Origin of the sequence: Acidocella facilis ATCC 35904, from assembly GCF_000687875.1 — a bacterium.
In the GTDB taxonomy this organism is placed as follows: Bacteria; Pseudomonadota; Alphaproteobacteria; order Acetobacterales; family Acetobacteraceae; genus Acidocella; species Acidocella facilis.
The window spans coordinates 1-14,486 of sequence record NZ_JHYG01000008.1; the positions used below are offsets into that span (position 1 = coordinate 1).

The 14,486-nt window shown below is 61.5% G+C and carries 17 protein-coding genes; 9 read left to right on the plus strand and 8 right to left on the minus strand.

Annotation, left to right across the window (positions count from 1 at the left end):
- From T331_RS19495 to T331_RS0111570, 6 genes are all read left to right on the plus strand, one after another.
- A partial coding sequence (locus T331_RS19495; RefSeq protein WP_162173900.1) for an ATP-binding protein occupies window positions 1-174 on the plus strand: 174 nt, incomplete at its 5' end.
- A gap of 475 nt (window positions 175-649) precedes the next feature.
- The gene (locus T331_RS0111550) at window positions 650-895 is read left to right on the plus strand and encodes a FitA-like ribbon-helix-helix domain-containing protein (RefSeq protein WP_026440118.1); all 246 of its coding nucleotides are present in this window, start codon (window positions 650-652) and stop codon (window positions 893-895) included.
- Window positions 895-1,314 (plus strand): type II toxin-antitoxin system VapC family toxin, encoded by a 420-nt coding sequence (locus tag T331_RS0111555; protein ID WP_026440119.1) that lies wholly within the window; start codon window positions 895-897, stop codon window positions 1,312-1,314. Before T331_RS0111550 ends, T331_RS0111555 begins: the two co-directional genes overlap by 1 nt.
- Window positions 1,315-1,549: 235 nt before the next feature.
- Window positions 1,550-1,786 (plus strand): hypothetical protein, encoded by a 237-nt coding sequence (locus T331_RS0111560; RefSeq protein ID WP_026440120.1) that lies wholly within the window; start codon window positions 1,550-1,552, stop codon window positions 1,784-1,786.
- Between the two features lie 258 nt (window positions 1,787-2,044).
- Entirely contained in the window at window positions 2,045-2,311 is a 267-nt protein-coding gene (locus T331_RS18195; protein ID WP_244876950.1) for a helix-turn-helix domain-containing protein, read from the plus strand.
- A gap of 319 nt (window positions 2,312-2,630) precedes the next feature.
- Window positions 2,631-3,812, plus strand: coding sequence for a Fic family protein (locus T331_RS0111570; protein ID WP_026440121.1), 1,182 nt, complete (start codon window positions 2,631-2,633; stop codon window positions 3,810-3,812).
- 86 nt (window positions 3,813-3,898) lie between these two features.
- On the opposite strand, the gene T331_RS0111575 is transcribed toward T331_RS0111570, so the two are convergent.
- From T331_RS0111575 to T331_RS0111585, 3 genes are read right to left on the minus strand one after another with little or no spacing between them, the layout of a single operon-like run.
- Window positions 3,899-4,513, minus strand: a complete 615-nt coding sequence (locus T331_RS0111575; RefSeq protein ID WP_026440122.1) for a hypothetical protein — start codon at window positions 4,511-4,513, stop codon at window positions 3,899-3,901.
- Complete coding sequence (locus tag T331_RS18200) at window positions 4,513-6,456, minus strand: hypothetical protein (RefSeq protein ID WP_211248721.1); 1,944 nt, start codon at window positions 6,454-6,456, stop codon at window positions 4,513-4,515. The genes T331_RS0111575 and T331_RS18200 overlap by 1 nt, the downstream gene beginning before the upstream one ends.
- Before the next feature lie 11 nt (window positions 6,457-6,467).
- Complete coding sequence (locus tag T331_RS0111585) at window positions 6,468-8,570, minus strand: hypothetical protein (protein ID WP_026440123.1); 2,103 nt, start codon at window positions 8,568-8,570, stop codon at window positions 6,468-6,470.
- A 1,187-nt stretch (window positions 8,571-9,757) separates the two neighbouring features.
- On the opposite strand from T331_RS0111585, the gene T331_RS19955 reads away from it, so the two are divergent.
- Both T331_RS19955 and T331_RS0111605 read left to right on the plus strand, forming a co-directional pair.
- Window positions 9,758-10,075: a hypothetical protein gene (locus T331_RS19955; protein ID WP_155992700.1), complete on the plus strand. Its 318-nt coding sequence runs from the start codon at window positions 9,758-9,760 to the stop codon at window positions 10,073-10,075.
- Complete coding sequence (locus tag T331_RS0111605; RefSeq protein WP_026440125.1) at window positions 10,029-10,652, plus strand: CPBP family intramembrane glutamic endopeptidase; 624 nt, start codon at window positions 10,029-10,031, stop codon at window positions 10,650-10,652. The genes T331_RS19955 and T331_RS0111605 overlap by 47 nt, the downstream gene beginning before the upstream one ends.
- Before the next feature lie 26 nt (window positions 10,653-10,678).
- On the opposite strand, the gene hpnK is transcribed toward T331_RS0111605, so the two are convergent.
- Genes hpnK through T331_RS0111625 form a run of 4 tightly spaced genes read right to left on the minus strand, consistent with a single transcriptional unit; the run spans window position 10,679 to window position 12,976 of the window.
- Window positions 10,679-11,464: a hopanoid biosynthesis-associated protein HpnK gene (gene hpnK, locus T331_RS0111610; RefSeq protein WP_026440126.1), complete on the minus strand. Its 786-nt coding sequence runs from the start codon at window positions 11,462-11,464 to the stop codon at window positions 10,679-10,681.
- A 3-nt stretch (window positions 11,465-11,467) separates the two neighbouring features.
- Complete coding sequence (locus tag T331_RS0111615) at window positions 11,468-11,935, minus strand: DUF1178 family protein (RefSeq protein ID WP_008493618.1); 468 nt, start codon at window positions 11,933-11,935, stop codon at window positions 11,468-11,470.
- Window positions 11,932-12,189 carry a glutaredoxin 3 gene (grxC, locus tag T331_RS0111620; protein ID WP_026440127.1) on the minus strand — a complete coding sequence of 86 codons (258 nt, stop codon included), beginning with the start codon at window positions 12,187-12,189 and terminating at the stop codon, window positions 11,932-11,934. The genes T331_RS0111615 and grxC overlap by 4 nt, the downstream gene beginning before the upstream one ends.
- A gap of 55 nt (window positions 12,190-12,244) precedes the next feature.
- Window positions 12,245-12,976, minus strand: a complete 732-nt coding sequence (locus tag T331_RS0111625; RefSeq protein WP_026440128.1) for a ComF family protein — start codon at window positions 12,974-12,976, stop codon at window positions 12,245-12,247.
- Between the two features lie 27 nt (window positions 12,977-13,003).
- Between T331_RS0111625 and T331_RS0111630 the strand changes: the two genes are divergently transcribed.
- On the plus strand, window positions 13,004-13,753 hold the full coding sequence (locus T331_RS0111630; RefSeq protein WP_051622352.1) for a methyltransferase domain-containing protein: 750 nt from the start codon (window positions 13,004-13,006) through the stop codon (window positions 13,751-13,753).
- On the opposite strand, the gene radC is transcribed toward T331_RS0111630, so the two are convergent.
- Window positions 13,748-14,467, minus strand: coding sequence for a RadC family protein (gene radC, locus T331_RS0111635; RefSeq protein ID WP_008493622.1), 720 nt, complete (start codon window positions 14,465-14,467; stop codon window positions 13,748-13,750). The two genes, T331_RS0111630 and radC, sit on opposite strands and share 6 nt — an antisense overlap.
- Between the last annotated feature and the right edge of the window lie 19 nt (window positions 14,468-14,486).

A 14,486-nucleotide genomic window follows, 5' to 3' on the forward strand; every position in this document is an offset into this window, starting at 1 on the left:
ATGCGCTCCGTCATCATCACCAGCCAGGTACCGGTCGAGCGCTGGTACGAAATCATCGGCGATCCAACCATCGCCGACGCCATCCTCGACCGCCTCGTCCACAATGCCTATCGCATCGAACTCACCGGCGAGAGCCTGCGCAAAAAGCGCGATCAGGCTACCGCTACCGCCTGAACTTGACCCCAAACAAGGACCCGATAATCATTCAACCAGACCCAAACGAAGACGTTCAGGTGGCCGACATCAAATCGGAACGCTGGCCGGCTTCAATTCGGAATCAGTGGCCGGATTCAAGTTGGAATGCATGGCCGGCTTCGTCGGAATCCGCATAACGACGCTGCCGACCGCCCCCAACGCCGCCTTCTAGGCTCGATTCTCCCTCCATGCGCTTGCCCGTGCAAGGACGCTCGCCATGCTCGCCCTACGGGCTGCGCGTGTCTGCGCGCCGCCTATGGCGGTGGCGGCTGCGCCACCATCCTTTGACGGGCTGCGCGCCTTCCGGGTTCCTGCCACCAGGGACGGGACGAAGAACCGGGTTTTGCCGGTCCGAACAAAGAACCGTAATCGCGCAATCGCACTGGCGGGCAGGCCTAATTTATGCAATCATTGCTGCGAATGCCATCAACGCTAGAACGTCAGGAGCAAGCTCATGGCCAGCATCACCATTCGCAATCTTGAAGACGGGCTGAAATCCCGCCTTCGCGTGCAGGCGGCGGTCCATGGCCGGTCCATGGAAGACGAAGCGCGGGACATCCTCCGCTCGGCCCTCAGCCGCCAAGCCCCGTCCGCCGCCAACCTGGCGGAAACCATCCATGCCCGCTTCGCTGCCCTGGGCGGGGCCGACCTGCCCATAGCGCCGCGTGAACCGATGCCTGAGCCTCCGGCGTTCGACTGATGATCCTTTTGGATACGAATGTCGTCTCGGAGCTTATGCGCCCCGCTCCCACCCAGGGGGTGATGTCCTGGGTGGCCGCACAGCCGCCGGCAAGCCTGTTCCTCTCCACCGTCACCGAGGCCGAGTTGCGCTATGGCGTTATGCTGCTGCCCGAGGGGCGGCGGAGAGGAGAACTGCTCACCGCCCTTGAAACCATGCTGGCTGTGGATTTCGCCGGGCGCATCCTGCCGTTTGACAGCCCTGCGGCAAGCGCCTTTGCGGCGATTTCCACTGGGCGGCGCCAGATGGGCAAGCCGATCTCCCAGTTCGATGCGCAGATCGCCGCCATCGCCCAGTCCAGGGGCGCGGAACTGGCCACCCGCAACGTGGCGGATTTTGAGGACTGCGGCGTGAGGATCATCAACCCCTGGGAGCGCTAAGTCTTAGGCTTCAAATTATTCAATCAGAACAGTGGCTTGATGAATACAAGGCCCCTGTTTTCACATTCACAGACGCTTTACAGACCCTTGTTTCCGACGCTGTTTCCAGTCAGCGTTTTGCACAGAACTTTCACAGAAATTGTGGAGTTTGGATCATGGTCGAGAGCTTCTACCAGCAAGCCCACCGCCTCCGAGACGGGGCAACCGTCGCGTTCGACCCGGTGAAATACGACAAATGGGGCTGGGCTATAGCGGCACGGGCTATAAGGGCCAGAGCAAGACACAGCCCACAACGGCGGCCGTCTATGACAATTCCTATGCCTGGGATGCCCGCGCGGCCTATGTCATCGGCACACGGCACTGGGAGGATTACCGGCTCTTCGTGCCACGCGAGCTGGCGCCGGACCTGACCGTCCTGACCGGCCAGATCATGCGGCAGCGCGAGGATAGGGGGGACGTCGCTACGGTTTGAGGCCACTCCGTCCCATCACACGAATTCCGGCCCGGCAGCGGATGCGGCCGATCAAAAACTGCGCGCTTCCTTGGAGAAGGGCCGGGAAATACTGATCGCCGCGCAGGCCGAACGGGCGCGGCAGGCCGAGGAAATGAGAAAAGCGCAAGAACTGCGCAACACGCTCAGGCCACGAGGACCGAGATTGGGAAGATGAGCCTTACGTTACGGCATTCCCGATCGCGCATATTTACCTCGAAACCCGGGAAATCCGAGCACATGTTCCCGATCGGGAATATTTTGTGGCATCACATGACTGACAATCTGGCTAAAGCGTTTGGAGATATGGTTCGGGCCAACCGGCGCAAGGCTGGGCTGACCCAGGCCGAGCTTGCCTTGATCTCCGGCACCGGCCTGCGCTTCATCATCGATCTCGAAGCGGGCAAAGCGTCCTGCCGGTTGGGCATGGCTTTGAGGGTTGGCAAAGCCCTGGGCATAGAGATGACCGCCGCCAGTAAGACTGCTGATTTGCCGGGGGCTCCCTGATAGCACCCACACCGGTTTTCCATGAGACCCAGCTTGTCGGCAAAATTCAGGCAAATCGCCCTTTCGCCCTGAGAAAATGCCGGTGTGTCAGCAAGTTGCCGTCATCGCTCAAAGCGGGTCTGAGGGCGCGAGAGATTGCTCGGCATGAGCGATAGAAAAGCCTCCTATCGCTCATAAATTCGCATATTTGCCGCATCACTTGCGGTGGATAGCCGCCCACGGTGGTGTCGCCCGTTATTTAAGAGCGCTTACCTTAGCTCAACCACTATTTAAGCCAATCGCCAATTGATTAAATAACGCAACACCCGCATAGTAAGGCATGTCCGAATCGGCTTCCAACCTCAGGCTAGGCCGCTTTGTCGAAACCCCGGTAGCGGGTGAGATCGTGCGGGCCTTCGTGCCGCCCCCACTGCCGCCGGAGCCGCAGATCGACGTGCTGGCTCTTTTGGAGCGGCTAAGTCTGGCGGAACGCGCCTTGGGGCGTTTAGACGGCATTACCATGCTGCTGCCGCGCCAAGAGCTGTTCCTCTACATGTATGTGAGGAAGGAAGCGGTCCTTTCATCTCAGATCGAGGGCACGCAATCGACCCTTTCGGACCTGCTCCGCTTCGAGACCGAAGCGCAAGCCGGGCAGCCGATCGACGACATCCGCGAAGTCTCGAATCATGTCGATGCGATGATGTACGGACTCGACCGTCTGGAAGACCTGCCGCTGTCGCTGCGGCTGATCCGCGAGATGCACCAACGACTACTACAAAGCGGGCGGGGCGGCACAAAAAATCCCGGCGAGTTTCGGCGGTCTCAGAACTGGATCGGCGGCTCACGTCCCGGTAACGCGCTGTTCGTGCCACCGCCGCCGGCCGAGATGGAAGCCTGTCTCGATGCGCTTGAGCGCTTCATGCACGAAGACGGCTCGCGCCTACCGGCCCTCATCAAGGCCGGCCTGCTGCATGTTCAGTTTGAGACCATCCACCCATTCCTTGATGGAAATGGCAGGATCGGCCGCTTGCTGGTGACGTTGTATCTCTGCGTCAACGGTGTGCTGCGCAAGCCGTTATTTTATTTGAGCCTCTACCTGAAAACCCATCGTGCCGAGTATTACCGCCTGCTTCAGGAGGTGCGCGAACAAGGCGCGTGGGAAGCCTGGCTCGATTTCTTCCTCACCGGCGTTGCGGATACGGCTAATCAAGCCTTCGAGGCTGCTACCCGGATCGTCGATCTGTTCAAGGAAGATCGCGAGCAGATTACCACACAAAGCGACCGGGCAGGCTCCGCGCTGCGTATTCACGATCTATTTCAGCAAAACCCTTTCCTGACGGCAAACCAGCTCGTTCAGAAAACAGGTCTCTCAGCTCCCACGGTCAATGCCGCGCTCGCCGATCTGGAGCGATTTGGCATCGTCGAGGAAATCACCGGGCGCAAACGGGGGCGTGTGTTCAGTTACCGGCGATATCTCGCCATCTTGAGCGAGGGAACCGACCCGCTCCCCACTTCGGCCTAGATGGGGGAGCCTGTGCCGATAAAAACTATCTCCGCCGCACAATCCACGACCGCCTTCGATCTTAGTGTTTGCGATTTCTCCTCGTTCTAAGGGTGAGCGGTATGCCCCACAATATAGAACGTCGTGGCGCTGGCGGCGGTGAGGGAGAGGATAGCGAGCGTTGCGATGCTCAATATCCGCAAGAATCCTGCTTTGCGTTCCAGCTCAATTATGCGGTTTTGCTGGGCAGTATTTTTTTCCTCAATGGATTGGGCGATCTGGGCAATGGCGTCGGCCAACGAAGCGGCGCGTTTCTCATCGCGCTGATGCGCTGCATTCTGAGCTGATGCGATAGAGTTCATCAGTTCCTGTGCCAAGCTTTCAGCCTGCGACTTGAATTGCGCGGGCAATGCCTCGCACAGGCCAGTGATGTTCGTTTGCGCGCTGAGAATTTGATCCAGCCGCTGGCCTTGCTGGTCAGAAATTTTTCCGGCTTGGGCGATGCTTACGGTCAGCGTCTCCGTTTGCTCTTGGACTTGCCCGACGAGTTCTCCATTGGCTTCAACGAGCTCTTTGAGCTGGCGGGGTAAATTTCTGGAGAACGTGTTGACGTAACCCGATAATTTCGCGACTTCCTCTGTCAGGCCATTGAGTTGCACGGCTAATACGCGTTCGAGTAGGGCACGCAATTCGTCTTCCAGCTGGTCGTCTGTGTCGCTCATTATATATCCTCTGTGGTTGCGCACGATGTGGTGAAGTGGTTGCGAAAACGGGTACTTATGGCGACCGCTCCAACGAGTTGTAAAAAGCGCCGCGCCGGGACGGGCTCTCTGGCCATGATATCGCGGCGGGCGCGCAGATCTTTGCGCAGAGCTGCCCGCAGTAATTCGTCGAATGCCGCAGCTCGTTGCTGGTCGGCGGCGAGTGAGCGCTTAAGCTCGGCGAGCTCTTTTTTCCGTTGCACTGTTGCCGCTTGTTGTTCCGCCAGCTCATGATCCAGCTGCTCGATGCGCGCCTGTACGCGCTGCCGCGCACGCTGCATCCGCTTCTGCGCATGCTGCAGCACGGCCTCGTGAGCCAGAATGGCGCTGTCGCATGCCTCGACGAAGCGAGTGCGCAGCCAGGTGGTGGCTTTTTCCATACAGTCCGTGAGCTGCTCCCGGTCTTCCGCAAAACTGTGACCCGGCACCAGCTGCCAATAACCGTCGATCATAGGGTTTTCGAGCTGCTTGTCGATTTCCTTGAAGAAGAACGCTGCGCGTCTGGCGAATTTCTTCTCTTCGAATTCAACCGCCATGAGCGTGAGGATTTCATCCACATGGTCCGTCTCAGACTCGGATGCCAGACTCCCCAGGTCTGCGACAGCGTGCCACATAAGCGCCTGGAAGCGCCGGGCGGTGCTGCGCAGGTAGCTTTTTTTCATGGCGCTCGTATCGTCGGCCGCGGGCAGGCACGCGGACATGGTTTTCAGTTTTTTCTCGAATTCCAGGCATAATTCGTCGCGGGCGCCGGAGATTGGCAGGGTATCTGCCAAAGCTGCCAGACGTTTGGTGCGGCGCGCATGCTGCTGACGCCATTTTTCCAGATCGGCCTCGCGCTGCCGCAGGTCTTTATCCGCAGCTTCCTGTGCCTCCTTATGACGTGCAATTGCTTCCTCTTCCAATTTCATGGCGATACTGAAGGCATCATGCGCATGGCGCAGACGGCCAAGCGGGTCCGCCGCATTGGTGATGCGTGCGCACAGCTCTTTGCGCAATTGATCCATGAGCGGGCCGGCCCGCTCACGCCGCTCTGCTGAAGCTTGTTCCCAGGAATCGCCGAAATCCAGAGGAAAAAGGCAATGCAGGTCCGTGACCTTGATGCCAAACGTCCCCATCTGCTCGGCGCAACGTTTCCGCAACGCGTCGACGTCGCGGATCTCACCCGGTGCGTCGAGCCACTCCTGCACTGATTGGAGCTTGAAGGCGTAACTTGTGACGACACAGAAGCGGGCGGAGGAGACCCGCCAATCCAGCGCCCGCAGACCGCCGGCCGCGAGTGTTATTGGATTGAGAAAACCGAGATCATCCGCGCGGGTAATCAACAATACGAGATCCGCCGTAGATACGTATCTTTGCGCCACGCTGCGGACGAATTTTCCTTCATTCAGATTCGTGGGGTTGATGCCTGGCAGGTCGAGAATGCGCACGCGCGGTAGAGCGGGCCGGGCTGGATTGAAATATTGCTTTGGAATATGCAACGTGGCGACGCGCGTGTCTTCCATCTCATCCGCTTCGACGCAGTCGCGCAGTTTTTCGAGAGCTTTTTGCAGGCCGGCAGCATTCAGCGGCTTTCCATTGTCGATGCGCCAGTGCTCATCGGCACTTTCATGGTAAATCATTGGTACGGAGGTGGAGGAGTTTCCGGCCGCACGGCCGCCGCGGAGCGCTTCACTGACATGCTTCAACGCAGAAGCTGAGATCCCCAGAAGCTCAAGCAGGAGGGTGGTTTTGCCGACCTGGGTGGGGCCGAAGAGAACGATCGTGGTTTCGTCCCTGGCTTCGGGGAGCTGGCCGCGCGTCCACTCGCTCAATTCCATACGGAAATGCTCATAAGCGTCCAGCGCCCAGCTCTTGCGGCCCTTTTCTCCCTCGGCCCATAGGCGCCGCAAAGTGGGGGCCGGCATGTGGCCATCCATCAGTTCAGCGGCGGCAAGACGTTGTCGAGCCTATCAGCGGATTTTTGCAGGCGCCGTACAGCACGGGCCAGGCGGTCCCGCTCATAGGCGCCCTGATCAAGATTCAGGCGACCGCGCTGCACCTCGATCATGCGGTCTTTGACCTTCTCGATGGTCTCATCGAAAGCGGCAGTATAGGCTGTGCGGTGTGCATCCTCCAGCGCAGTCAGCACCGCGTCGGCCTGACCGATCCGCTCCTTTTCGGCAGCGCGGATGAGCAGGCCGACCGCCATGATGCCGACACCTAGCACCGAAGCGGCGCCGACACCGGTGACGAAAATATCCGCTGACAGCAGCAGGCCGCCGGCGATACGGTCCATGCGACCGGCCCCCTGCCCTTTCGGCACCTTGGCTTTAAGATCATCGATCAGCGTGTAGAAATTACCGTCGGGCTTGACGCCGAAGACGGTGCCGATGGTAACGACCACCTCATTCTGCATGCCCATCAGCTTGTTAAAATTGTCCTTCGCCTGGCTGGCAGCTTCGAGCGCGGAGACGCTCTCATTCTCGGTACGCAGGATTTTTTGATCGACCGCCGCGAGTTGTGATAGCCGGCTGAATTCCAGCGCCAATGCAGGCAAGAGCGCAATATCCTTTTCGGCCGTATGGCTCAGACCGCGCTCATCTCCCGCGGTGAGAAGGATGCTGAGATTCCGCTCCGCATCGGGCGGCAGGACTGGCTGGTTCTGGTCCGCTATGTTCTGGTAGCCGGTGCGCTCTATGAGGGGGGTGCCGTGCGAAAATGCTGGGCGGGGCAACAGCGCCATGCCGGGGCCGTTGAGCTTTTCGAACGTCGCGTGCGTGAGGGCTTGCAAATGACATTCTCGGCTGTCTCCAGGTGTGTTCCACGCCTGCTCGATCAAGGCGCGCTGGCGCTCCAGGCGGTCGCTCGTGGATCTGAACAGTCCGTTGAGCCAACCATTCAAACCCTCGTCGGGTTTGACGGCCTGCAGCAATTGTTTTCCAGCTTCGTAACGATGTTGAGACAGCGAAATATTCAGCTGCTTGAGATAGGAGGCACGCAATTTTTTTGCGGCCTTGTCGTAGGGGTTGATCTGGTCCTCGATGAATTTTTCCCAGACATCGTCCGCATTGTCGCGGTTCGCGGCGAGCTCTTTCTCGACATCGTTGATGAGTTTTCTGACGTCGTCCAGCAATTGGAGGAGATGCTTGGTGCGCAGGCCTTGGACATTGCTAGCGCTGCTGCCGGCGCTGCCGATCGCCTCTATAAGTGCTGCGCTCCATTGTTTGGTGAAATCGGGGACGAGGGCGGTGTCGAGGCCGGTGCAGATGACGGTGGCGACCTTACCGCCGGCGGCATTGAAGGTTTCGGCTGCGCTCACGCGTAATTTTTCGCGCAATTCTTCGCCGGCTTCCTCAGTTTTGGTGATGACCACCACCGGCTCGATCCCGGATAATTCGCGGTCGCGCAGGATTTCCTGGTTGGCCACGTTGGCGAGGCGCGTCTGGTCCGTAACGATAACGCAGCCGCCGGCTAGGGCCAAAGCCTGGCGCATCAGCTCCTGCCAGATTTCATTCTGGCGGTGGCGGTGCTCATAACCGGGCAGCAACAGCAGCGCTGTGCGGCTGGTGCAAAAATGCCGCGCTGGAACTTTGAGGACGGGCAGCAGATAGGAGGGATTATCACCTCGCGTGGCCTCATGGAATTGGGCTGCGTCCACTTGAAGCAGCTCGACGGTGTAGGCGTCATGGACATCGGCGGGCGCAATGAGCTGATGGACCCAGCCTTCAGGTTCGGTGACGTCCGGAGATTCCTGGATGAGCACGGGGATGCGCTCCCCCTGCCCTTCATTGGCTGGAAGCCATTTTGAATCGCTGCTTATATCATAGAGCTGGCGTACCAAAGTGGTTTTGCCGGCGCCCTGGGTACCGCCGATGGCTACCACCACATCTTGCGATACGAGGCGTGCGACGAAGATACGCTGCAGCAGAACTTCTAGCCTGGCACGCAGAGCGGCATCGTTTTTTGCGGTAAGGCCGCCGCGCAGTTGCAGGGACGCGGTCAGCATTTCGTCGAGGACGGTGGTCGGCACCAGGAACATGAGCACCCCTGAAAATTAACGTTAGGTTGGTACGGTTGTGATGCGCCTTTGCGATGGACGCAAGACTTGCACCGGGCGGGAAAACACGCAGTCGCGCTTCTGTAATAGCGCGGCTAAAAATATGGTTTTACGACGTGGTGCTCGCCGCAAGTGGGGCTTTTTGGCCGGCGGCACAACAGGGCTGTCAGCTTTGATACGGCAAATAAATACTTGCAGCTCGAGCATAAAAACCATTCGCCGCCGCGCGGTGGAAAAACCATGGCCGCGTTATTCTTTTTCGCTGACCACATGCTCGTCCATGAAACGGCCAAGGCCGTAGAGGGCGAAGCCTGTGACGACGAGCCTACCGACGATGCGAAACATGGGGGGCTCCTGTTTTTGGCGCACGATAATGGTCTGTATGCGGGATAGGTGCGTCAGAACAGGACGTATGTTACGCTTGCAATTCTGCCGCCTGGCCCAGCAGCAGAAAATGCACGGCGAGATTTGTTACGATAAAGCCCGGGGCCTGCAATACCATTCGGTATTGCAGCAGTTGCGGCAGGTAGCTTGCGCCAGCACCGTCTCCATCAGTGCCGGATCCGTGCCGCGAAAGCCGAAGATCGCCTGTTTGAAGTCGCCGACCCAGACGCTTTTTTACGCCTGCGCGCCTTAGTCACCCGCGCGACTCGTCTCGAAAGGGCTTGACGTGATCAAATCCACGAAAACGAGGGCGATTCCCTCTTTGGCGACGCCCAAAGCTGAAAATTCACAGCAAAAACAATCCCTTGCCGAATCAGTCAAATGATACTGAAAGCGTACAGAAGCCATCAAAACTTACACATTATCTTACACACAAAAACAAATAAGGCTATTTTTTACGAATTATATCAATAAGTTATTTTATGACGCACCGGACTTAAAAAAACTATCGCTCAACATTGGTGCCGGAATACGTGTGCTCCCTGCGGTACGTCAACGAGGGCGGCAAGGGGGCTACAATCATGCCGGGGAACGCAAGGCGCCGTACCGCTTCACCGACCTAGCGACTCTGAACGCGGATTTCGGACCCATTCAGGAGATTGCCTGGCGCGTTGACCGAGACGCGAAGGCCTCGCATCGTCACATGCAGGCGCTAGTGATTGCCGGCGCGTAATCTTTCCATATGAGGCGGTGCATGTGGACTTTCCCTTGCGAAAGGTGGCCTGATGAGCAAGAAATCTACCAGACGGCTTTCACAGATCATTCACAGGTTCATTTCGTTCAAAAACAATCACGGAAACAACAATGCCTTGCAAAGCTTCCAGTCCTCAAAAGCGGGATCGGCTTCTCCGGAAGAAAAGGGGGGCGATACGGAAGGTGCACCTAATGGCCAAGCAAGCGATCCAATTTTTTTCACAGATCGTTCACAGATTATTTTCGTCAAAAATAATCAAGCAAAAACAATGTCTTACAAAATTTCCAGTTCTCCAAGCGCTGATGCGCTCCGAAAAACCCGGCGAAAGCCGGGTTTTTTTATGGGCTGAATTTCTGTTCCTGTTCGCTGGCGTGCCGCTGCTCATCCTCATGCTGCGCCGGCCGGGGATTTTGTTTCTGGTGCTCTGGGGCGGCGGCCTGGCCTGCTGGCTGGCCAGCCGCGCTGTCCCGCGTGGCTCCGCGCAGGGATGGCGCGAAATGCTGCGCCGCTTCGCGCTGTGCGGGGCCGCCCTCACCCTCGCCACCTGGCTTCTGGCCCCCGGCCTGTTTCTCTCGCTGCCGCTGCACCGCCCGCGCTTCTGGGCGCTGATCATGCTGCTCTACCCGCTGCTCTCAGTCTGGCCTCAGGAGATCATCTTCCGGCGCTTCCTGTTCGCCCGTTACGAGCCCATCTTCGGGCGCGCCACCGTGGCGGTTTCAGCCCTGGCTTTCGGCTATGCCCATATCATCTTCCTCAACGCCTGGGCGGTGCTGCTCACCCTCGCCGGCGGCTGGCTATTCGCGCGCTCTTACGCCGCCACACGCTCGCTCACATTCAGCGGCGTCGAGCATGCGCTCTATGGCTGTCTGGTTTTCACCATCGGGCTGGGGCAATATTTCTATACCGGTGCCGCCTGGCATCATTAGATGCCTCAGGCTAAAAGCTTGAGGCTCTAGCGGCGATAGCGGGCCAGCAGCGCCTCAAACTCCGCCACATGCTGATAATCCGGCATCAGCCGGACCAGCGCTTCATCCCGGCGCGTAGCCGGGTGGGTGTAGATTTCCGTGCGCCCCTCCGGGACCAGCGGCAGCAGCCGGGCGATGCGTTCGGCGGTCATATGCCCGGACCATTTCAGCCCGAACACCTGGTCCGGCACCTCCAGCCCGCGGGCCTGGGCGCGCAGCAGCCGGGTCCAGCCATATAAAGCACGGTCCCCGAAGGTGACGCGCTCGCCCAGCGCCGCCATCACCGCCGGCGGCTCGGCCGGCACCCGCAGCCGCTTCAGCCCGTAGCGCCGGCCGATCTCGATCATCAGCCGGGCGATGGTCGGGTGCAGCAGGAAATGCTTGTGCGCATCGGCATGGTGCAGGTCCAGCCCGGAGTCCGCGAAGGCCGCGAACTGTGCCTCGATCTCGGCGCGCAGTTCCCGTCTTGCCGCGGGCGAGAAGAAATAGCGCACGCCCAGAGCCGCCTGATTGGTGGAAAACCGCCCATCCGGGCCGGTGATGTGCGGCAGGCGGGCATGGCCGAGCAGCGAATCGCCATCCACCAGCACCAGATGCAGTCCGACTTTCAGCCCCGGCAGCATCCGCGCCCGGCGCACCGCATCCTCGGCGGCGGGGGCGGCGACCATCAGGCTCGCCTGGCCCAGCAGGCCCTCGCGATGCGCGCGCTCCACCGCCTCGTTGACGCTTTCGGTCAGGCCGAAATCATCGGCGGAGAAGATGATCTCGCGCATGGTTCAGCTATCGTTGCGCGGCGCCCAGGGGATGCGGGCGAAGGCGATGCCGTCCTCGGCGAGCTCCTCGGCCTCCTCCTCGGAGCTTTCGCCATAAATCCCGCGCGGCGCAGCCTCGCCATAATGGATCCGCCGGGCTTCCTCGGCGAAATCCGCGCCGACATAGTCGCAGTTTTTCTCGACCTCCTCGCGCAGCTTCTGCAGCGCCGCGCGCACCGCATCCGGCAGCGCGCCGCCGGCGGTCTGCGGGCCGGGGGGGAGCGCATCGGCCGGCGGCGGCTCAGGCGAGACCACCAGCTCGCGCCCCTTGCGCGGGATCGAGGGGGCCATCAGCGCCCGGTTCACCTCGACACTGCCGCAGGACGGGCAGGCCACCAGCCCGCCGGCCGCCTGGCTCTCAAAGCCTTCGGAATCCCGGAACCAGCCATCGAACTCATGGCCAGCTTCGCAGCGCAGCTGGTAATGGATCATGGCGTAAGCAGCGGCTCCAGCTTGCCGGCGCGCTCCAGCGCCAGCAGATCGTCGCAGCCGCCAATATGCTGGCCGGCGATGAAGATCTGCGGCACGGTGGTGCGCCCCCCGGAACGGCCGATCGCCGCCTCGCGCGCCGGCGTGCCGTGCGGGGCGCTGATTTCCGTGAAGGCCGCCCCTTTGCGCTCCAGCAACGCCATGGCGCGCATGCAATAGGGGCAGTAAGGCTGGGTATAGATCTCGATTTCAGGCATTTGCCTCCCAATTAGCTTGCGGGCGGGCGAATGCAAGGTGAATCTCAGCGCCCCTTCATTGCAAACGCGGATCCGCGACGCGCGCCAGGGTCAGCACATCCACCCGCATTGCCCCGGCGGCGCGCAGCGCCAGGGCGCAATGATGCGCCGTCGCCCCTGTCGTCATCACATCATCCACCAGCAGGATGCGCTTGCCCGCCAGCCCGGCATAAGGGCGGACATGGATGGCGCCCTGCAGCGCCGCCTGGCGTTGCGCCGCGCCCATCCCCTCCAGCTTCGCCGTGGCCCGCGCCCGGCGCAGCACATCCAGGCTCACCGGCCGGCCGGTGAGCCTGGCCAAAGCGATCGCCAGCAGCGCCGCCTGATTATAGCGGCGCTGGCGCAGCCGGGCATTGTGCAGCGGCACCGGCAGCAGCAGATTGGCCGCTTGCAGCAGCTCCTCCCCGGCCCGGCGCATCAGCCTGGCCATGCCGGCGGCCACCTCGCTCTGGTCGCTATATTTCAGCGGCAGGATCATCCGCTTGGCGGTCTCGTCATAGCGCAGCGCGGCGCGGGCCTGGGTGAAGGCCGGCGGCGATGCCGCGCAGGCCGCGCAATGCAGGGTTTCCGCCGGCGACGCGGCAAGGCTCAACGGCACGCCGCAACAGGCACAGAGCGGCGCGGTGATGAAATGCGCGGTCTTGAAACAGTCCAGGCAAAGCTGCCCCTGCGCCTCCACCAGACGGTGGCAGGCGAGACAGGAAGGCGGCAGGACGCTATCCAGAACCCAGCGCAACAGGGGTTTCATGTGCAGAGCATTTTCGATTTCACCACAATGGTAAAGCATCGCGAGCGCGCCGCCGGCCGGTTGGGCAATATCGCCCCGGTGCTGGAGGATCTGACCGCGCGGCTGCTCGACCGGCTGGACGATACCACCATCCGCTTCGAGCGCGCACTGGATTTTGGCGGTCGCGGCGCCGTCGCCCCGGCGCTGGCGGCGCGCGGCATGCTGGTGGACAGCGCGGATGCCTCACCGCGCCTGGCGGCGCTGGCCGGCGGGCGGCCCTTGATCCTGCCCGGCCCCGATGATTTCGGCCTGGCGCCGGGAGCGTATGATCTGGTCGTGGCCCCGCTCTCGCTGCATTGGCTGGATGATCTGCCGGGCGCGCTGATCCAGCTGCGCCGGGCGCTGAAGCCGGGCGGGCTGCTGCTGGCCAGCCTGCCGGCTCTGGGTACGCTGCATGAGCTGCGCCTGGCGCTGTTGGAGGCGGAGGAGGCGCTGACCGGCAAGGTCAGCCCGCGCGTCTCACCCTTCCCAGAGCTGCGCGACTGCGCCGGGCTGCTGCAGCGCGCCGGCTTCAGCCATCCGGTGGCGGATCTGGAGGAGATCACCTTCCTGTATGCCAATCCCCTGGCGTTGCTGCATGAGCTGCGCGATGCCGGCGAGACCAACGCGCTGGCCGGGCGCAGCCGCACCATCCCGCCGCGCGCCCTGTTCGCGGCGGCGCTGGCGGCGCTGCCCCAGCAGGAGGGGCGGCTGGCCGTGGCGCTGCGCCTGGCCATGCTTACCGGCTGGGCCTCATAACAGCCCCGCCTTGCGAAAGCTCAGCCAGCGTCCGTTGCCGACGATGACATGGTCGTGCAGCACCACGCTCAGCGCGCTGGCGGCCTTCTTGATCTCGCGGGTCATCGCGATGTCCTCCTCCGAGGGCGAGGGATCGCCGCTGGGATGGTTATGCACCAGGATAATCGCGGTGGCGTTCACCTCCAGCGCGCGCTTCACCACCTCGCGCGGATAGACCGGGGTGTGGTTGACCGTGCCCTGCGCCTGCGGCTCGTCGGCCAGCAGCCGGTTGCGGTTATCCAGGAATAAGAGCCGGAACTGCTCGATCTTCTCGCGTGCCAGCACCGCCTGCAGATATTCCATCAACCGGTCCCAGTTGCTGAGCACCGGACGGTAGAGCACTTCCGCCTTCGCCAGGCGCTGGGAGGCGGCCTGCACCAGCTTCAACGCCGCCACCCCGGCCTCGCCCAGCCCCGCAATGCCCAGCAGATCCGGCACCGGGGCGGAGATGGCATTGGCGTAGGAGCCAAAGCGCGCCAGCAAAGCCCGCGCGATCGGCTTGGTGTCGCGCCGCGGCAGCGCCAGGAACAAGGTCATCTCGATCAGCTCGTGATCGGCCAGCGCCTCCGGCCCGCCGGTGAGAAAGCGCGCCCGCAGCCGGGCGCGATGGCCATCGGTGCCAAGCGACATCGGTGCCGGGCGCAGCTCCGGGGTCAACGCCTCCAGCATCGACATTTCGGCAAATCCCGTCGGT